Origin of the sequence: Pseudomonas hefeiensis, assembly GCF_030687835.1 — a bacterium.
Taxonomy (GTDB): domain Bacteria; phylum Pseudomonadota; class Gammaproteobacteria; order Pseudomonadales; family Pseudomonadaceae; genus Aquipseudomonas; species Aquipseudomonas hefeiensis.
In genome coordinates this window covers 5,939,690-5,958,390 of record NZ_CP117449.1, presented here as the reverse complement: position 1 = coordinate 5,958,390, position 18,701 = coordinate 5,939,690, and the positions used below count along the sequence as shown (strand labels likewise).

Annotated in this window: 17 protein-coding genes, 1 pseudogene and 1 riboswitch; of the genes and pseudogenes, 11 read left to right on the top strand and 7 right to left on the bottom strand. The window is 61.1% G+C overall.

Annotation, left to right across the window (positions count from 1 at the left end):
* Window positions 1–52 precede the first annotated feature (52 nt).
* Window positions 53–1,462 carry an adenosylhomocysteinase gene (gene ahcY / locus PSH57_RS26905; RefSeq protein WP_305386514.1) on the bottom strand — a complete coding sequence of 470 codons (1,410 nt, stop codon included), beginning with the start codon at window positions 1,460–1,462 and terminating at the stop codon, window positions 53–55.
* Window positions 1,463–1,485: 23 nt separating this feature from the next.
* Window positions 1,486–1,592, bottom strand: a riboswitch (S-adenosyl-L-homocysteine riboswitch).
* A gap of 191 nt (window positions 1,593–1,783) precedes the next feature.
* Between ahcY and PSH57_RS26900 the strand changes: the two genes are divergently transcribed.
* Together PSH57_RS26900 and PSH57_RS26895 are read left to right on the top strand one after the other, a co-directional pair.
* Window positions 1,784–2,188, top strand: a complete 405-nt coding sequence (locus tag PSH57_RS26900; protein ID WP_188251837.1) for an acyl-CoA thioesterase — start codon at window positions 1,784–1,786, stop codon at window positions 2,186–2,188.
* Between the two features lie 206 nt (window positions 2,189–2,394).
* Window positions 2,395–3,276 (top strand): formate/nitrite transporter family protein, encoded by an 882-nt coding sequence (locus tag PSH57_RS26895; RefSeq protein WP_092401564.1) that lies wholly within the window; start codon window positions 2,395–2,397, stop codon window positions 3,274–3,276.
* Here the strand turns inward: PSH57_RS26895 and PSH57_RS26890 are convergent.
* Window positions 3,227–4,400, bottom strand: a pseudogene (locus PSH57_RS26890) (MFS transporter). The gene PSH57_RS26895 and the pseudogene PSH57_RS26890 sit on opposite strands and share 50 nt — an antisense overlap.
* Before the next feature lie 198 nt (window positions 4,401–4,598).
* Here PSH57_RS26890 and PSH57_RS26885 point away from each other — a divergent pair.
* Both PSH57_RS26885 and PSH57_RS26880 read left to right on the top strand, forming a co-directional pair.
* Window positions 4,599–5,432: an EamA family transporter gene (locus PSH57_RS26885; RefSeq protein WP_305386505.1), complete on the top strand. Its 834-nt coding sequence runs from the start codon at window positions 4,599–4,601 to the stop codon at window positions 5,430–5,432.
* Between the two features lie 50 nt (window positions 5,433–5,482).
* Window positions 5,483–5,866, top strand: a complete 384-nt coding sequence (locus tag PSH57_RS26880; RefSeq protein ID WP_305386503.1) for an MAPEG family protein — start codon at window positions 5,483–5,485, stop codon at window positions 5,864–5,866.
* A 152-nt stretch (window positions 5,867–6,018) separates the two neighbouring features.
* Here the strand turns inward: PSH57_RS26880 and mltA are convergent, their stop codons facing one another.
* On the bottom strand, window positions 6,019–7,203 hold the full coding sequence (mltA, locus tag PSH57_RS26875; protein WP_305386501.1) for a murein transglycosylase A: 1,185 nt from the start codon (window positions 7,201–7,203) through the stop codon (window positions 6,019–6,021).
* Between the two features lie 123 nt (window positions 7,204–7,326).
* Here mltA and PSH57_RS26870 point away from each other — a divergent pair, with 123 nt between their 5' ends.
* Entirely contained in the window at window positions 7,327–7,776 is a 450-nt protein-coding gene (locus PSH57_RS26870) for a c-type cytochrome (protein WP_305386498.1), read from the top strand.
* A gap of 67 nt (window positions 7,777–7,843) precedes the next feature.
* Here the strand turns inward: PSH57_RS26870 and PSH57_RS26865 are convergent, their stop codons facing one another.
* Both PSH57_RS26865 and ligB read right to left on the bottom strand, forming a co-directional pair.
* Window positions 7,844–8,239 (bottom strand): DUF1090 domain-containing protein, encoded by a 396-nt coding sequence (locus tag PSH57_RS26865; RefSeq protein WP_305386496.1) that lies wholly within the window; start codon window positions 8,237–8,239, stop codon window positions 7,844–7,846.
* A gap of 87 nt (window positions 8,240–8,326) precedes the next feature.
* Window positions 8,327–10,000, bottom strand: coding sequence for an NAD-dependent DNA ligase LigB (gene ligB / locus PSH57_RS26860; RefSeq protein ID WP_305386494.1), 1,674 nt, complete (start codon window positions 9,998–10,000; stop codon window positions 8,327–8,329).
* Window positions 10,001–10,206: 206 nt separating this feature from the next.
* On the opposite strand from ligB, the gene PSH57_RS26855 reads away from it, so the two are divergent.
* Window positions 10,207–10,827, top strand: a complete 621-nt coding sequence (locus tag PSH57_RS26855) for a LysE family translocator (RefSeq protein WP_305386492.1) — start codon at window positions 10,207–10,209, stop codon at window positions 10,825–10,827.
* A 228-nt stretch (window positions 10,828–11,055) separates the two neighbouring features.
* On the opposite strand, the gene metK is transcribed toward PSH57_RS26855, so the two are convergent.
* Together metK and PSH57_RS26845 are read right to left on the bottom strand one after the other, a co-directional pair.
* On the bottom strand, window positions 11,056–12,246 hold the full coding sequence (metK, locus tag PSH57_RS26850; RefSeq protein ID WP_305386490.1) for a methionine adenosyltransferase: 1,191 nt from the start codon (window positions 12,244–12,246) through the stop codon (window positions 11,056–11,058).
* Window positions 12,247–12,265: 19 nt separating this feature from the next.
* Entirely contained in the window at window positions 12,266–13,261 is a 996-nt protein-coding gene (locus PSH57_RS26845; RefSeq protein ID WP_305386487.1) for an ArsR/SmtB family transcription factor, read from the bottom strand.
* A gap of 256 nt (window positions 13,262–13,517) precedes the next feature.
* On the opposite strand from PSH57_RS26845, the gene tkt reads away from it, so the two are divergent.
* The 5 genes from tkt (at window position 13,518) to PSH57_RS26820 (ending at window position 18,603) form a co-directional block, all read left to right on the top strand.
* On the top strand, window positions 13,518–15,515 hold the full coding sequence (gene tkt / locus PSH57_RS26840) for a transketolase (RefSeq protein WP_305386485.1): 1,998 nt from the start codon (window positions 13,518–13,520) through the stop codon (window positions 15,513–15,515).
* Window positions 15,516–15,680: 165 nt separating this feature from the next.
* On the top strand, window positions 15,681–16,766 hold the full coding sequence (epd, locus tag PSH57_RS26835; protein WP_256233287.1) for an erythrose-4-phosphate dehydrogenase: 1,086 nt from the start codon (window positions 15,681–15,683) through the stop codon (window positions 16,764–16,766).
* Between the two features lie 24 nt (window positions 16,767–16,790).
* Window positions 16,791–17,954, top strand: a complete 1,164-nt coding sequence (locus PSH57_RS26830; RefSeq protein ID WP_305386483.1) for a phosphoglycerate kinase — start codon at window positions 16,791–16,793, stop codon at window positions 17,952–17,954.
* Window positions 17,955–17,985: 31 nt separating this feature from the next.
* The gene (locus tag PSH57_RS26825; RefSeq protein ID WP_305386481.1) at window positions 17,986–18,210 is read left to right on the top strand and encodes a hypothetical protein; all 225 of its coding nucleotides are present in this window, start codon (window positions 17,986–17,988) and stop codon (window positions 18,208–18,210) included.
* A gap of 57 nt (window positions 18,211–18,267) precedes the next feature.
* Entirely contained in the window at window positions 18,268–18,603 is a 336-nt protein-coding gene (locus PSH57_RS26820) for an MliC family protein (protein WP_305386479.1), read from the top strand.
* The last annotated feature ends 98 nt before the right edge of the window (window positions 18,604–18,701 follow it).

The following is an 18,701-nucleotide window of genomic DNA, read 5'->3' as shown; positions in this document are numbered from 1 at the left end:
TCGCGAGCAGGCTCGCTCCCACAGGTCCGCTCCACCAAGGAGACAGCGCCGATCAGTAGCGGTAAGCGTGCGGCTTGAACGGGCCTTCGACGGTCACGCCGATGTAGTCAGCCTGTTGCTTGGTCAGTTTGGTGACCACGCCGCCGAAACCGCGGACCATTTCCAGGGCCACTTCTTCGTCGAGTTTCTTGGGCAGCACTTCCACGGTCAGGCGCTCGGCTTTCTGGGCCGGCGACAGGTCGGCGTATTTCTGGCCGAACAGGAAAATCTGCGCCAGGACCTGGTTGGCAAACGAGCCGTCCATGATGCGGCTTGGATGGCCAGTGGCGTTGCCCAGGTTCACCAGGCGGCCTTCGGCCAGCAGGATCAGGTAGTCATCGTTCTGTGGATCGAAGCTACCGGCGCCGGTGCGATGAATCTTGTGGACCTGTGGCTTCACTTCTTCCCACGCCCAGTTCTTGCGCATGAAAGCGGTGTCGATTTCATTGTCGAAGTGGCCGATGTTGCAGACCACGGCGCGCTTTTTCAGGGCCTTGAGCATGTTCGCGTCGCAGACATTGACGTTACCGGTGGTGGTCACGATCAAGTCGATCTTGCCCAGCAGCGCTTTGTCGATGCTTGCTTCGGTGCCATCGTTGTTACCGTCGATGAATGGCGAAACCAGCTCGAAGCCGTCCATGCAGGCCTGCATGGCGCAGATCGGGTCAACTTCGGACACCTTGACGATCATGCCTTCCTGGCGCAGGGATTGAGCCGAACCCTTGCCCACGTCACCGTAGCCGATGACCAGTGCCTGCTTGCCCGACAACAGGTGGTCGGTACCGCGCTTGATAGCGTCGTTGAGGCTGTGACGGCAGCCGTACTTGTTGTCGTTCTTGCTCTTGGTCACCGAGTCGTTGACGTTGATGGCCGGGATCTTCAGCTCGCCCTTGGCCAGCATGTCCAGCAGGCGGTGTACGCCGGTGGTGGTTTCTTCGGTCACGCCGTGGACGCGCTCCAGAACGGCCGGGTATTTCTTGTGCAGCAGTTCGGTCAGGTCACCGCCGTCATCGAGGATCATGTTGGCGTCCCATGGCTGGCCATCCTTGAGGATGGTCTGCTCCAGGCACCACTCGTATTCTTGCTCGGTCTCGCCTTTCCAGGCGAAAACCGGGATCCCGGCAGCGGCGATAGCGGCGGCGGCCTGGTCCTGGGTCGAGAAAATGTTGCAGGACGACCAGCGCACTTCGGCACCCAGGGCAACCAGGGTTTCGATCAGCACGGCGGTCTGAATGGTCATGTGGATGCAGCCGAGGATTTTTGCGCCTTTCAATGGCTGTTCGCCAGAGTACTTGCGGCGCAGACCCATCAGGGCTGGCATTTCGGATTCGGCGATGATGGTTTCGCGACGGCCCCAGGCAGCCAGGGACATGTCGGCGACTTTGTAATCGGTAAAATCTGCAGGCGTGATAACAGCGCTCATGAAGAGCCTCCATTCGTAATGTATGCGAATGGGCGCCGTTGTGCGTTTAGTGTCCGTGCGGGGAGCCCCGTACAAACAACGCCCCATCCGAGCCTGACAGGTCGAACCTGCTGCAGCGCCCCTCGGACAGGTGGCGGGAACGGTCCAAAGCGTGGACCGAGGTAAAGCGGTGGCGATTATAACGGGCTAATTGGATCTTCCAAAGGGTTTCTGTCGGCAAATCAAAATTGCCGATGATCGTTATAGGGGCCACGACATAGAGCCGCGCAGCCTGGTCTGCCATGATGCAGGCATCCATCGGCCAGACGCTCAGGAGTGAACATGAATTTCCACACCCGCAAATGGGTCAAGCCCGAAGACCTCAACCCCAACGGCACGCTGTTTGGCGGCAGTCTGTTGCGCTGGATCGACGAAGAAGCGGCGATCTACGCGATTGTCCAGCTGGGTAACCAGCGCGTGGTTACCAAATACATCTCCGAAATCAACTTCGTCAGCGCTTCGCGCCAGGGCGACATCATCGAACTGGGCATCACCGCCACCGAATTCGGCCGCACCTCCATCACCCTGACCTGCGAAGTGCGCAACAAGATCACCCGTAAAAGCATCCTGACCGTGGAGAAGATGGTCTTCGTCAATCTTGGAGAAGATGGTCTGCCAGCGCCGCATGGCCGGACCGAGATCAGGTACGTCAAGGATCAGTTCCAGGACGATATTGCCAGCGCGTGAGATTGGCGGTGCGCCCATCGCGAGCAGGCTCGCTCCCACATGAACTTGCGGCCGGTCGCAGCATTGTTGTCCACCACCAATCCCTTGTGGGAGCGAGCCTGCTCGCGATAGCGGTTTCAAGGCACCGATGAACATTGTGGCCCGCCACTGAACAGCTCCGAACGCCGCATGTCGTAGGTACATCACGCCACCGGTTCAGGAGCTCCATGGACACTCGAAAAGACGGCAAGACCCCTGATCTTTCGGCGCAGGAAAAGCACGAAGTCGACCGCAATCAGCCACCGCGGGCCGCGGTACTGCATGAAATTATCCGTACCCAGGGCAACCAGGAACTGGAGCGCAGTGTCGCCGCGCTTTGGTGGTCGGCCCTGGCCGCCGGGTTGACCATGGGCCTGTCACTGATGGCGATGGGGTTGCTCAATTCCCGCTTGCCCGAGGGCGAAGCTTTCAAGGTGATCGCCAGCTTCGGCTACTGCGCCGGTTTTCTCGCGGTGATTCTTGCTCGCCAGCAACTGTTCACCGAAAACACCTTGACCGCCGTGCTGCCCATCATGAGCAAACCCACCTTGGGCAACTTCGGCCGTCTGTTCCGGCTCTGGGGTGTGGTGCTGGTGGGCAACCTGTGCGGAACCTTGCTGGTGGCTTATGTGATGCTGCATCTGCCGATTTTCGACCGTCGCACCGATATGGCGTTTCTGGAGATCGGTCGTAAGGTCATGGAAAACGACACCGGCCAGATGTTCGCCAAGGGCATCATTTCAGGCTGGATGATCGCCACCATGGTCTGGATGATCCCTTCCATGGAGAGCGCCAAGATGTGGATCATCATCCTCATCACCTACCTGATGGCGCTTGGGGATTTCACCCACATTGTCGTCGGCTCGGCCGAAGTGTCCTATCTGGTGTTCGCCGGCCAGCTGTCGTGGGAGGACTTCTGGATGGTGTTCGCCGCGCCGACCCTGGCGGGGAACATCATTGGTGGCAGCTTCATCTTTGCGCTGCTGAGTCATGCCCAGGTTCGTAGCGAGACCGGCCAGCCTAGTCGGCCACACCCTCCAGGGCGTCCTGACGACGCTGACGATAAATAAAATATACAGTGCCGTCAACACGGTCAGCCCGCCTACCAGAGCGCCGGTCCATGGCAGGTCGGCCAGATCGGCGCCGCTGGCCACCACCAGGCCGCCAATCCAGGCACCCGCCGCGTTGCCAAGGTTGAACGCGCTCTGGTTCAGGGTCGAGCCCAGGTTCGGCGCTTCTTGGGCCTGGTCGATGATCAGCAATTGCAGGATCGGACACAGTGCAAAGGCAAACACACCCCATAGGACCAGGGTAATAGCCGCCGGAACCACTGACCGGCTGGTCTGGCTGAACGCGGCCAGCACCAGCACCACCGCCAGGGCCATGGCTACCAGCGAAGGCAGCAGGCGCCGGTCCGCCAGGCGGCCACCGAGGAAACTGCCCGCTGTCAGGCCGACACCGAACAGCAGCAGAGCATGAGGGTGATGCCGTGGGGGCTGACCCCCGTGATGTCTTGCAGGATCGGCGCGATGTAGGTGAACACGCTGAACAGGCTGGTAGAGGCCAGCACGCTCATGCCCAGGGCCAGCAGCACGTTGGCCTTGCCCAGCACTTTGAACTCGCTGGCCAAGTTGGCTTTTTCCATCGGGATTTCCCGGGGCAGCCAGACCCATTGGGCAATGGCGGCAATAATCCCGATGACCGATACCGCCCAGAAGGTCGAGCGCCAGCCGGCATATTGGCCCAGCGCGGTGCCCAGCGGCACGCCCAGCACATTGGCCAGGGTCAGCCCTGTGAACATCATCGCAATGGCCTGGGCCCGTTTGTTCGGTGCCACCAGGCCGGCCGCGACCACCGAACCGATACCAAAAAATGCCCCGTGGCACAGCGCGGTGATGACTCGGGCGGCCATCAGCGTGGCGTAGTTCGGTGCCAGGGCGCAGAGCACGTTGCCGACAATGAACATCAGCGTCATGCCCAGCAGCGTTGCCTTGCGCGGCATGTTGGCGGTGCCGATGGCCAGGATCGGCGCGCCAAACACCACACCCAGGGCGTACCCGGTAATCAACAACCCGGCCTGGGGAATGCTCACGGCCAGGTCACGGGCGACATCGGGTAGCAGCCCCATGATGACGAATTCGGTGGTGCCGATGCCAAAAGCGGCGACGGCCAAAGCAAGCAAGGCGAGTGGCATGCGCAGGGTCTCTGTCTGTAGTCTTGACGCTCTGATCAGGCATACGCATGCCGATGCGCCGGTTCGGATGAAACGGGGCAGCAGCAAAAATTATTGGAATTGATTTATGCGCAACTGAGTGCGGCGTGGTCGCTTGCAGTATAAACGGCCGCTGATGGATGGCGAATCAATTCTCTGGACGCAAGTAAGGAGCGTGCTGTGCTGGCAACCGCTTTGGTATTGGTCGCTGCGCTGTTGCATGCGGCATGGAATACGCTGATCAAGTTCAGTGGCGAGCGTTTGCTGGTGGTGGCGTGCATGGACAGCGTCGCGTTGCTGTTCGTGATCCTGGCACTGGGCTTCGTGGCGTTACCACCGCTGGAAATCTGGCCGTGGATCCTGGCGTCGGCGGCATTCGAGTTGTTGTACCGCTATCTGTTGATCCAGGCGTATCGGGTGGGTGACCTGGGGCTGGTCTATCCGCTGATGCGTGGTCTGTCGCCGTTGGTGGTGCTGGCTTTGACGTTGATCTTCGCCGGAGAAGTGCTGACGACCCATCAGATCATCGGCATCTTGCTGATCCCGTTCGGCATGCTTTGCCTGTTGTGGCAGGGCGGCGGTGGCGAACGGTTGCCCTGGTCGATGCTGCCAGTGGTGGCGCTGATAGGCCTGTGCATCGGCTGCTACACCTTTATCGACGGCCATGCCCTGCGGCGCTGGCCCCGGCCACTGGATTACCTGGTCTGGGTCACGCTGCTCAGTGCCTGGCCATTTCCGTTGCTGGCGCTGGTACGCAAACGACCTGCGTTCATGCTGTTCTGGCGTGAACAGTGGCAGTTGGGGCTGGCGGTCGGATTTTGCGTATTGTTGAGCTACGCTCTGGTGCTATGGGCCATGCAACTGGGCTCGATCGCCGAAGCGGCGGCGCTGCGGGAGATCAGCGTGATCCTGGTGGTGCTGTTTGGCATGCGCTACCTGAAAGAACCTTTTGGCCGGCCGCGGCTCTTAGCCTGCGGGCTGGTGCTGATTGGCATGCTGGTGATGAAATTCTGACCAGTGCCCTGATTCTCGATTTCTATAACATTCAAAGAAGGAACTGCTTCATGACGGTTGCCCTGTGGTGCATTTTGATTGCTTTTCTCCTGCCTTACGTATGCGTTGCGATCGCCAAGGTCGGTGGAAAGTACCGGTTGCGGGACAACCACGACCCTCGGGATTTTCTGGACTCGCTCGAAGGAGCTCCCCGGCGTGCATACGCCGCGCAACTGAACAGCTTTGAAATCACCCCGTTTTTCGCCGCTGCCGTGATCGTCGCGCACCTGGCCGGCAATGCCGAGCTTGTGACCATCAATGTGCTGGCGGTGCTGTTTATCACCAGTCGCCTGCTGTACATCATCTGCTATCTGGCGGACTGGGCGATCTTGCGTTCGCTGGTGTGGTTCGTGGGGGCAGGGTTGGTGTTGAGTTTCTTCTTCGTTTCGGTCTGAGTCTGGCGGTCGAATCCCGTTGTCTGTGCTGGCGCCATCGCGAGCAGGCTCGCTCCCACATTGGATCTAGTTGTTCACAAAACATGTGTCCACTGGAGATCAACTGTGGGAGCGAGCCTGCTCGCGATAGGGCCGGGCAGTCACCGCATCTCCTAGGGATTGGCGGTGACAGTATTGGCAACCTGCGGCACCTGCGGCAATGCCATGCCCTTGGGCCACAGCATCCAGATCTGCCCCTGTTGTTTCATATCCCCGGCCAGGTTCCCCGCTGCTTCACCGGTGCCCCAGAACAGGTCTGCCCGTACTTCGCCGGCAATTGCGCCGCCGGTGTCCTGGGCCGCGACCGGCCGGTTCAATGCACTGCCGTCAGGGCGGGTAGTGGATAACCACAACAGGCTTCCCAGGGGGATCACCTTGCGATCCACCGCCACGCTGTAGCCGGCGGTCAGCGGCACATTCAGTGAGCCCCGTGGCCCTTCGTTGCTGTCGGGGTTGCGGTTGAAAAACACGTAGCTGGGGTTGCTGCCGAGCAATTCGGGAATCCGGTTCGGGTTGGCTTTTGCCCAGGCACTGATGGTGCCCATGGTCACGTCTTCTTTCTTCAGCTCGCCCTGTTCGACCAGCCAGCGCCCGATGGGCCGGTAGGGGTGGCCGTTCTGGTCGGCATAGCCGATGCGCAACTGGCGGCCGTCATCGAGTCGAATGCGGCCCGAGCCCTGGATCTGCAGGAATTGCAGGTTCATCGGGTCTGTCAGCCAGGCGATCACAGGCGCCTTCACCCCGTTGGTTTCGATGGTGGCCGCGTCGTCGTAGGGCTTGAGCACCCGGCCTTCGAGGCGACCGCGCAGGCGCTTGCCCTTGAGCTCGGGATAAATACTGTCCAGTGACACGATGATCATGTCTTCCGGCACCCCGTACACCGGGATGTTGGCGCTGGCAGTCTGGGTGAGGCTGCCGGGGTAGACCGGCTCGTAGTAACCGGTAATCAGACCGTTGGGGCTGTTGTCACCCGAACGCAGGCCGTAGACATCCAGGTTCTGCTTCAGAAAGTTGCGCACATCCACGGCGGTCAGCGGCACACTGACCGCCGCCGCGCACGTGGCGCCCCACACCGTATCGGCCTTGAGCCGGGTGCAGGCGCTGCGCCAGGAGCCGAAGCCCGCCAGCAGGTCTTCGTCGGAGACCGATGGCAAGGCTTCCCACGGTGCGCTGACATAAGTGGCGACGGCGTGGGTCTTGGGCTCTTCGACCTTGTCGCCGCGGTTGCAACCGGCCAGCAGCGCGATAAGCGGTAGGGTCAGCGCCAGGCCTTTGTGCCAGGTCTTGAAACTGTGCATGAGATTTCCTTGCCGGTCGTGCGAACGCTCCAGGCGTCCGGACAACCCGTGTTGATAATAGGGCTATTGGTCTTTGCCGATGACCCGAGGATACTAACCGCCGTTTCCTGCTCCGAGGCCAAGATGTTTGTAAAACGATTTTCCATGGCCGTGCTGGCCTGCCTGATGTTGTCCGCCTGTGGCGGTGTCGATCCCAATTCCCCGCTGGGCCAACGCAAAGCGATCTTCAAGCAGATGCTCAAGACCAACGAAGAGCTGGGTGGCATGTTGCGCGGTCGCATCCCGTTCGACGGCCCGCGCTTTGCCGAGGGGGCGGTGAAACTTGATCAACTGTCCCGCGAGCCGTGGAAACATTTTCCGCAAGTGCGTGAAGAAGACCACACCAGTGCCCGCGATGAGGTCTGGCAAAAACAGGCGCATTTCCAGGAACTGGCCCGCAACCTTGAAGCGGCCACTGGTGAGTTGGTGGCCGTCAGCAAAGTCCAACCGTACAGGGCCAGCAACCTGGGGCCTGCGGTGCAGAAGGTGGAAGATGCGTGCAGCGCCTGCCATAAACAGTTTCGGGACTATTGAGTAGGAGCAGCTACAAGTTTTTAGCTGCAAGTGTCGGGCTTTGGGCCTGCCGCTTGAAACTTGTCGCTTATTTATCCAGCTCATCCACCGCTTCCTGCAACTCTTTGCGAGAAGCGGCCAGCTTGTCCTTGCGTTTGTTGATCCGCTGCGCATCGCCCTTTTTCATGGCCTTGTCCAGGTCGGCCTGACGCTGGCTGACCTCGTGCTTGGCTTCAAGGACCTTGTTTTCACGTTCCTTACGCAGGGAGGCGTCTGTGCAATGGGTGGTGACCTGGCTCAACGCCGTTTCCAGGCCGGCTTGCTGATCTTTGTTGCCACGGGACTTGGCCAGCTCGATTTGATTGATGATGCCCTGACGCTTGGCCGCGCAGCCGGTGAGCTCCGGTGTTTGCTCGGCTGCCATCAGGGGGGCGGCCATGGCGCTGCATAGAGTCAGCAGCGCGATCGAGGACATAAAATTCATAGCTACTCCGTGAAAACTCGCGAGCGGTCGGTATAGATGCGCAGTTGGAGCGTACCTTTACCTCTTGGGTTCAACTGTGGGGGCGGATTAAAAGCCGTCGATCCCGGCAGTGCGTAATACTTCACTCAGCGCCAACACCTGTGGGTCGCGAAAAAATGCCCTCAGCTGCGCGGCGCGTTCCGGGCCGATACCGGCTTCGGCTTGCCATTGTTCGGTATTGCGCTCGGCCAGCGCCTGCCACGGCCCATCCAGTCGGGCTTCACCGACGGGTGGCAAGCCCAGAGCCTTGAGCCATTGCCCGAAAGGGCGTTGCCGGGCGCTGTCCAGGCTGGCGAGCAGGCGGGTGCTACTGCGTTCGCCCAAGCCGGCAATGTTAGCAAGCTCGGCGGCATCAAGGGTCAACCAATCCAGCAATCCGTGGAGTCGACCTGCTGCCAGGAGTTTTTCCCAGGTGCCGGGGCCGACATGGGGTAGGGCGAGCCCGTGCTTGCCGCTGAGCCAGTTCAGGCGTGCGAGGAACTGGCCTTCGCAGCCTGGCGTCGCTTGCCAGCAACTCAAGAAGTGATGGTCGGTCGCCGCAGGGGCATTGACGTCCTGGCGCTCGAGGCTGCGTAGCACAACCTCGTCGAGTCGCGGGATGGTCAGCCCGGCCAGGCTGATGGCGACCCGATCGCCGGGGCGGATGTCCATCTCTTCCCAACGCTTGAGGGAGCTGACGCTCACCCGGCGAATCCGTCGGTCGTCGAGCAGGGTAGGTTCAAGCTCCAATACGGGGGTGATGCGCCCGGTACGACCGACCTTGAAGCGGACCTTGCGCACTTCGGCCAAGGCCTGGGCATACGGGTACTTCCAGGCCACGCTCCAGAACGGTGCCCGGGCCTGCCAGCGGTCGGCGGGTGGGCGGCGACTCTGGCGCAGGACGATTCCGTCGCTGGCAAACGGCAGCGGTGTGCGATACCAGTGGTCGCGCCAATGCTCGACGTCGGTCAATGCCTGGACGGGCTGGCTGTAGCCGGTCGTGTCGGCAAAGCCAAGCGCCTTCAAGGCCGCCTCCCGCTCGGGCAGGGTGTCCGGGCCCTCAGGCCACTCCCAGGCAAACAGGCCGATATACACCCCATCGTGCACCGTCAAATTGCTCCGTGCGATCAAGCCCGCCATGGTTCCGCGGGCGTTCACGCTGCCGCTGCTGGCTTGGACATGGGCCTCCAGGCGCCAGTACAACTCGCCCTGGACGACCAGGTCCACAGGCTGGCGCAGTCGCTGCGGGATGGCGCCGATCTTGCGCGCATTGGTGGTCCAGTCATGTCCGTGGACGCCATCACCCCGGCTGATTGCCTGATGCAGGCGACCCTTGCGATAGACCAGGGTTACCGCCACACCGTCGACTTTCGGCTGTGCCCAGACGTCCTCTCGACCGTGCAGCCAGGCCCCCACGGCGTCGGCATCCTTCAGTTTTTTCAGGCCGGTATGGATAACGGGGTGCAGCACCTTTCCGCCCGCTGAGCGCAGGGGATCATCGGGGGCTGCAAGGTTGAAGCAGTGGCGCCATTGGCCCAACTGTGTGTGGGATTGATCATACAGTTCGTCGGCCACCAACGACTGGCCGCGGCGGTGATAGCTGTCGTCCCAGGTGTCGATTTGCTGTTGCAGCGCGGCGATCTCGGCCCGGGCGCGTTCAGTGGGCCAGTCGGGACAGGGCGCGGCGACCGCTGGAATGGCAATGAATACAAGACAGGCGAGTGCATACAAAAACGGTGGCATCGAAGCATCCTTGCTTGGTTGAGTACCTGAAGGCTAGCCACCGTCCCGGAAGTTGCGAGGCCTGGAGCGTTACCGGATTTTGCGCAGCCTGGTGGCAACGTCGCGGCGGTACAGTCCTGCGCGATTTAGCCGCGCAACTGTCCCTTGAACCGATCAATGACCGGTGCAGAATGGGTCCTCGATCCACCTCTGCCTGGAGCGCCCGAATGGACCTGCCGACCCTCGCTGTTTTCATCCCGGCCTGCTTCGCGCTGAACATGGCGCCGGGGCCGAACAACCTGCTGTCCATCAGCAACGCCTCGCGTTATGGCTTCGTCCGGGCGTGCAGCGGTGGCATTGGTCGGCTGCTGGCGTTTGCACTCATGATTGCCCTGGCAGCGTTGGGGTTGACCGCTGTGCTGCATACCTCGGAACTGTTGTTCCTGGGGATCAAGTTCGTGGGTGCCGCTTATTTGTTCTACCTTGCCGTGCAATTGTGGCGAGCACAGCCAGAAGCCGGAGCTGAAGCCTCGGTCACTTCGATGAGCGTGACCCGCCTGGCCCGCCAGGAGTTTCTGGTGGCGATCGGCAACCCGAAGGCGATCCTGTTGTTCACCGCCTTCCTGCCGCAGTTCGTCGACCGCGTCGGCACCGTCACCCAGCAGTTCGCCATGCTGGGCGGCCTGTTCCTGGCGCTGGAGTGCATTGCCATCGGGTTGTATTGCTACATGGGGATTTATGCGCGGCGGTTGTTTGCCCGGCCGAGCGGCAAGCGTCTGTTCAATCGCATGTGTGCGGGGTTGCTGGCCAGTGCGGCTTCGTTTTTGCTGGTGGCGCGCCGGTCTTGAAGTCGATGGCCCCTTGTGGCGAGGGGGGGAGCAAGGCTTGCCCGCGATACAGGCGCCTCGTTCCTCCGGGTGACCGCGTTGCCCTCATCGCGGGCAAGCCTTGCTCTCACAGATAAGTGCCCAAGCGAAAAAACCTTGCATGGCTTCAACCCCCTCAATGGGTATGAGCCGGACATGAAAAAGCCCCTGACGACTCAGTCGCCAGGGGCTTTTTCGTACCAGCGGGTTTTACAGGCCGGCAGCGGCGCGCAGGGCGTCGGCGCGGTCGGTTTTTTCCCAGGTGAAAGTGGTAAAGGTATCGTTACCGACCGTCTTGGTTTGCGGCGTGCGACCGAAGTGGCCGTAGGCAGCAGTGTCCTGGTACATCGGGTGCAGCAGGTCAAGCATGGTGGTGATGGCGTACGGACGCAGGTCGAACACTTCACGAACCAGCTTGATGATCTTGTCATCGCCGATCTTGCCGGTGCCGAACGTGTTCAGCGAGATCGACGTAGGCTGGGCGACGCCGATGGCGTAGGAAACCTGGATCTCGCAGCGCTCGGCCAGGCCGGCGGCGACGATGTTCTTGGCCACATAACGACCGGCATAGGCCGCCGAGCGGTCAACCTTCGATGGATCCTTGCCGGAGAACGCACCACCGCCGTGACGGGCCATGCCGCCGTAGCTGTCGACGATGATCTTGCGGCCGGTCAGGCCGCAGTCGCCGACTGGGCCACCGATGATAAACTGGCCGGTTGGGTTGATGTGGAACTGGGTGTCCTTGGACAGCAACTCGGCAGGCAGTACGTGCTTGACGATCAGCTCCATCACGCCTTCGCGCAGGTCTTTGTAGGACACTTCAGGGTTGTGCTGGGTCGACAGTACGACGGCATCGATACCGACAACCTTGCCGCCTTCGTAACGGCAAGTCACCTGTGACTTGGCATCCGGGCGCAACCAAGGCAGCAGGCCGGATTTACGGGCTTCAGCCTGGCGTTGCACCAATTGGTGCGAGAAGGTGATCGGGGCTGGCATCAGCACGTCGGTCTCGTTGCTGGCGTAGCCGAACATCAGGCCCTGGTCACCGGCACCCTGGTCTTCAGGCTTGGCACGGTCAACACCCTGGTTGATGTCGGGCGACTGCTTGCCGATGATGTTCATCACGCCGCAGGTCGCGCCATCGAAGCCGACGTCGGAGCTGTTGTAGCCAATGCCCAGGATGACGTCACGGACGATCTGTTCCAGGTCGACCCAGGCCGAGGTGGTGACTTCGCCGGCGATGATCGCCACGCCCGTTTTCACCAGAGTTTCGCACGCCACGCGGGCGAACTTGTCTTCAGCAATGATGGCGTCCAGCACCGCATCAGAAATCTGGTCGGCGATTTTGTCCGGATGCCCTTCAGACACGGACTCGGAGGTGAAAAGGGAGTATTCGCTCATCTCGATGTTTTCCTACAAGTTACCGATGGTGAGTGTCGCCAGTCGGTCGCTGAAAATGGCGGACCTGAATCTGGAAACCATTACGTAAGCCCACATAGAGGCTTTCCCCGGGCACGAGGCCCGCAGCGGTGGCCCAACGGGCCAGATCGTCCTGTTCAAACCCCAGCCAGAGATCACCGCAGGCCTCCTTGGCCCAACTCTGGTTGTGGCTGCATAACTCTGTCACTAAAAGGCTACCGCCCGGTTGCAGCAGGCCGGCCATGTGCTTGAGCGCATCGGCCGGCGCGGCGAAATGGTGAAGCACCATGTTCAATACAACGCAATCGGCCTGCAGGCTCACACCATCCAAGGCATCGGCCAGTTGCAGGCTGACATTAGCCAGTGTTTCACGTTCGCACACCTGGCGTGCCAGCTCGAGCATGGCCGGGCTGTTGTCCAGCGCCGTCACCTGGCTGAAACGCCGCGCCAGCTCCGGCAGAAACGCGCCGTCGCCAGGGCCGACCTCAATAGCTGTGGCGGTGGGCTCGAAGCCCAGTGTGTCGAGCAGCGCCACTACGCTTTCGCGGTACTGCGGCAGCCCGGCAATCAGGTCCTGCTGGGCGCGAAACTTCTCGGCCACCCGGGCGAAAAAGTCCTGGCTGGCGGCGGCTCGCTGCCCGTGTACCTGGGCGATGCGGGCCTGCACGTCTGCCGGCAGGTCCAGCTCGTCCACCTCTTCGAGCAACGCGGCATGCAGCTTGCCGCCCAGCAGATCGGTATGGGGCAGGGCGCGGCGGTAAAAAATCGCATTGCCTTCACGACGGGTTGCCACCAGGTCGGCCTGGGCCAGGACCTTGAGGTGGTGGCTCATGCCGGATTGACCGATGCCGAAGATCTGCGCCAATTCCAGCACGCCGAACGAATCGTTAGCCAAGGCGCGCAATACATTGAGCCGCAACGGATCGCCGCCGGCCTTGCAAAGGGCCGCCAGCTCATCGCAATCGTCATGGCGAATGGAAGGCACGCGTAAATTCATAGGGCGGCAGTCTAGTGAGGGGTATGGATCACCGCAAGAGCAATATCAAAAAGTTTTGATATTGCTCGATAAATGGCACTTCCACAGGTGTGCTTGACTCTACAACCCATCAGCGGAAAGGTTTCACCTGGCGAATGCGACTTTATCCACCGGAAAAAAGCCTCTGGATGACTATCTGTCATTGCCCCGGGGCGGGTGGGTGAGGGAAAATGCTCGCCTTTTTCAGTTTCACCATTCAAAATCCAGGAGATCAGCGATGCCCAGCCGTCGTGAGCGTGCCAATGCCATCCGTGCACTCAGCATGGATGCCGTGCAAAAAGCCAACAGCGGCCATCCCGGTGCCCCTATGGGTATGGCGGATATCGCCGAGGTGCTTTGGCGCGACTACCTCAAGCACAGCCCGAGCAACCCATCGTTTGCCGACCGTGACCGCTTCGTGCTGTCCAACGGCCACGGCTCGATGTTGATCTATTCGTTGCTGCACCTGACCGGTTATGACCTGTCGATCGATGACCTGAAGAATTTCCGTCAGTTGCACAGCCGCACTCCGGGCCACCCGGAATATGGCTACACCCCAGGCGTGGAAACCACCACCGGTCCACTGGGCCAGGGTCTGGCCAACGCCGTGGGCTTTGCCCTGGCGGAAAAAGTCCTGGCGGCGCAGTTCAACCGTCCAGACCACAACGTTGTCGATCACCACACTTACGTGTTCCTGGGTGATGGCTGCATGATGGAAGGCATTTCCCACGAAGTCGCCTCCCTGGCCGGCACCTTGGGCCTGAACAAGCTGATCGCCTTCTACGATGACAACGGCATTTCCATCGACGGCGAAGTCGAAGGCTGGTTCACCGACGACACTCCCAAGCGTTTCGAAGCCTACAACTGGCTGGTCATTCGCAATGTCGACGGCCACGACCCGGAAGAGATCAAGACCGCCATCGAGACGGCGCGCAAGAGCGCCCAGCCGACCCTGATCTGCTGCAAGACCACCATCGGTTTCGGCTCGCCCAACAAGCAAGGCAAGGAAGACTGCCACGGCGCGCCACTGGGCGCCGAAGAAATCGCCCTGACCCGCGCTGCGTTGAAGTGGGAGCACGGTCCGTTCGAAATCCCGGCCGACATCTATGCCGAGTGGGACGCCAAGGAAAAAGGCCGTGCCGCCGAAGCCGAGTGGGACCAGCGCTTTGCCGCCTACTCCGCGCAATTCCCTGAGCTGGCCAATGAGCTGGTCCGTCGCCTCAGCGGCGAGCTGCCTGCCGATTTCGCTGAGAAAGCCTCGGCTTATATTGCTGAAGTCGCCGCCAAAGGCGAAACCATTGCCAGCCGCAAGGCCAGCCAGAACACCCTCAACGCTTTTGGCCCGCTGCTGCCGGAGCTGCTGGGTGGTTCGGCCGACCTGGCCGGTTCCAACCTGACCTTGTGGAAGGGCTGCAAAGGCGTCAGCGCCGAAGATGCCAGCGGCAACTACATGTATTACGGCGTTCGCGAGTTCGGCATGAGCGCGATCATGAACGGCGTGGCCCTGCACGGCGGCCTGGTGCCTTACGGCGCGACCTTCCTGATGTTCATGGAATACGCCCGCAACGCAGTGCGCATGTCGGCCCTGATGAAGAAGCGCGTGCTTTTTGTGTTCACCCACGACTCCATCGGCCTGGGCGAAGACGGCCCGACTCACCAGCCGATCGAGCAACTGGCGAGTCTGCGCTGCACGCCGAACCTGGACACCTGGCGCCCATGTGACGCCGTGGAATCGGCAGTGGCCTGGAAATACGCCATCGAGCGTAACGACGGTCCATCGGCGCTGATCTTCTCCCGCCAGAACCTGCAGCACCAGAACCGCGATGCCGACCAGATCGGCGACATCACCCGCGGCGGCTATGTGCTCAAGGACTGCATTGGCGAGCCAGAGCTGATCCTGATCGCCACCGGCTCCGAAGTCGGCCTGGCCGTTCAGGCCTACGACAAACTGACCGCGCAGGGCCGCAACGTACGTGTGGTATCCATGCCGTGCACCAGCGTGTTCGATGCCCAGGACGCCGGCTATAAACAAGCGGTATTGCCGTTGCAAGTCAGCGCCCGGATTGCCATCGAAGCCGCGCACGCCGATTACTGGTACAAGTACGTGGGCCTGGAAGGTCGCGTGATCGGCATGACCACCTACGGCGAATCGGCACCTGCGCCGGCGTTGTTCGAGGAGTTCGGCTTTACCCTGGAGAACATCCTGGGTCAGGCTGAAGAGCTGTTGGAAGACTAAGTCCAGGAATGTATCGCCTGTTCTGACACTATCGCGGGCAAGCCTTGCTCCCACAGGATGTGCACTCCCACGGGGAAATGCCATCCTGTGGGAGCAAGGCTTGCCCGCGATGACAATGGAATGTTCAGCGCCTTATTCATGGATTCACCCAGGTCAGAGAACCCCATGCCTCAACCGCGTCCCTACAAAGTTGCACTCAACGGCTACGGCCGGATAGGTCGTTGCGTCTTGCGTGCGTTGTTCGAGCGAGGAGCGAAGGCCGGGTTCGAGATTGTGGCCATCAACGATCTGGCCGACATGGCCAGCATCGAATACCTGACACGCTTTGACTCCACCCACGGCCGGTTCCCTGGCGAAGTGCGGGTCGAGGGCGATTGTCTGCACATTAATGGCGATTGCGTGAAAGTCCTGCGCAGTGCCACCCCCGAAGGCATCGATTGGGCGGCCTTGGGTGTCGACCTGGTGCTTGAGTGCTCCGGTGCCTACAACACCCGTGAAGATGGCCAGCGTTTCATTGCCGCTGGCGCGCCGCGAGTGTTGTTCTCCCAGCCGATGGCCAGCGAAGCGGATGTGGACGCCACCATCGTCTACGGCGTAAACCAGGACTGCCTGGCCGGCGATGAGCTGTTGGTCTCCAACGCGTCCTGCACCACCAACTGCGGCGTGCCGCTGTTGCGCCTGCTGGACCAGGCCATTGGCCTGGAATACGTGTCGATCACCACCATTCACTCGGCGATGAACGACCAGCCAGTGATCGATGCCTATCACCATGAAGACCTGCGTCGGACCCGTTCGGCGTTCCAGTCGGTGATTCCGGTGTCCACTGGTCTGGCGCGTGGTATTGAACGGTTGCTGCCGGAACTTGCGGGGCGAATTCAGGCCAAAGCCGTGCGGGTGCCGACGGTCAACGTGTCTTGCCTCGACATTACGATGCAGACCGTGAGCGATACCGACGCCACCGAGGTCAACCGGATCCTGCGCGAAGCCGCTACCAGCGGTCCGCTCAAAGGCCTGCTGGCCTACACCGAGTTGCCCCATGCCAGTTGTGATTTTAATCATGACCCTCATTCGGCCATTGTCGATGCCAGCCAGACCCGGGTTTCCGGGCCGCGGCTTGTGAACATCCTGGCCTGGTTCGACAACGAATGGGGGTTTGCCAACCGAATGCTGGATGTCGCTGAACATTATCTGCAAGCAGCGACTTCGCTTTCTGTTTCTCAGCTCTCTGTTTCAAAAACACCTGCTCACTAAACAGTTACCCAGGAATTGCGACCCATGACCGTGTTGAAGATGTCCGACCTCGATCTGCAAGGTAAGCGCGTACTGATCCGCGAAGACCTCAACGTCCCCGTCAAGGACGGTGTTGTCACCAGCGACGCGCGCATCCTGGCTTCGCTGCCGACCATCAAGCTGGCCCTGGAAAAAGGCGCGGCCGTGATGGTCTGCTCGCACTTGGGTCGTCCGACCGAAGGCGAATTCTCGGCCGAAAACAGCCTCAAGCCGGTCGCCGCTTACCTGAGCAAAGCCTTGGGCCGTGACGTACCGCTGGTGGCTGACTACCTGGATGGCGTGAACGTGAAGGCCGGCGATGTCGTGCTGTTCGAGAACGTGCGCTTCAATAAAGGCGAGAAAAAGAACGCTGACGAACTGGCCAAGCAGTATGCGGCCCTGTGCGACGTGTTCGTGATGGACGCGTTCGGCACCGCCCACCGCGCCGAAGGTTCGACCCACGGCGTGGCGAAGTTCGCCAAAGTTGCCGCCGCTGGCCCGCTGCTGGCCGCCGAACTGGACGCACTGGGCAAGGCTCTGGGCTCTCCGGCCCAGCCGATGGCCGCCATCGTTGCCGGCTCCAAGGTCTCCACCAAGCTCGACGTGCTCAACAGCCTGAGTCAGGTGTGCAACCAGTTGATCGTCGGCGGCGGCATTGCCAACACTTTCCTTGCCGCCGCCGGTCACCCGGTCGGTAAATCCCTGTACGAGCCGGACCTGCTGGACACCGCCCGGGAAATCGCCGCCAAAGTCAGTGTGCCGTTGCCGGTGGACGTGGTGGTTGCCAAGGAGTTCGCCGAAAGCGCTACCGCTACCGTCAAGCTGATCGCTGACGTGGCCGAGGACGACATGATCCTCGACATCGGTCCACAAACTGCAGCCAACTTCGCCGAACTGCTGAAGTCTTCCAAGACTATCCTGTGGAACGGTCCGGTCGGTGTGTTCGAGTTCGACCAATTTGGCAATGGCACCAAAGTGCTGGCCCAGGCGATCGCCGAGAGTGACGCATTCTCCATCGCGGGCGGCGGCGACACTCTGGCGGCCATCGACAAATATGGCGTGGCCGAGCAGATCTCCTACATTTCTACCGGCGGCGGTGCATTCCTCGAATTCGTCGAAGGCAAAGTATTGCCAGCCGTGGAAGTCCTGGAAAGCCGGGCCAAGGCCTGAAATTGCGTTGACCAGGCAAAGGAGTGTTGTGATGGTCAAGACGTTGGCGCTTTTGTTGCTGGCCGCATCCCTGGCGGCTTGCGGGAGCCACCCGCAAGCCGCACCGGAAGCAGTCACTCCCAGCGAGCCGAAAACAGGTTGCTACCAGGCCGAGTGGCAGGCCGAAACCAACCCGGTGCTCAATAAGCGTTCCGGGCCGGAGGGGCTGGACAAATACGAGACGCAGGCCCCGGCCAAGGAACATGGTTGCCCTTGACGGGTCTGACTCATTAACTCATGGCTGGCGGCTTGCGCTGTCAGTCGAGGAACACGGATGAAAGGCTTTATCGCCGTTGTGGCGCTGGCAATGCTGGCCGGTTGTGCGCAGCTGGATCGGTTTCGTTCGTCCGAGCCTGTCGTAGAGGGCTGGACAACCTGGACCTGCGACAGCCAGGCCAAAGTACTCTGGCGTTATACCGATGACACCCGCAAGGAAGTCGACGTTCGCCTCGGCGGTGCCGAGCAGGTCTATCACCTGAGGGAAGAGCCGGGCGCATCGGGTACGCTGTACAGCGACGACATGCTGGCGTTTCACGTCAAAGGTGAGGAAGGCCTGGTGTACTGGGTCGCCACCAATGACTTGATTGGCCGGGGTTGTAAGGCTGACTGATTCAATAGAGATCCAATGTGGGAGCGAGCCTGCTCGCGATAGCGATGGATCAGGCACCAGTGATGTTGACTGTCAGGCCCTCATCGCGAGCAGGCTCG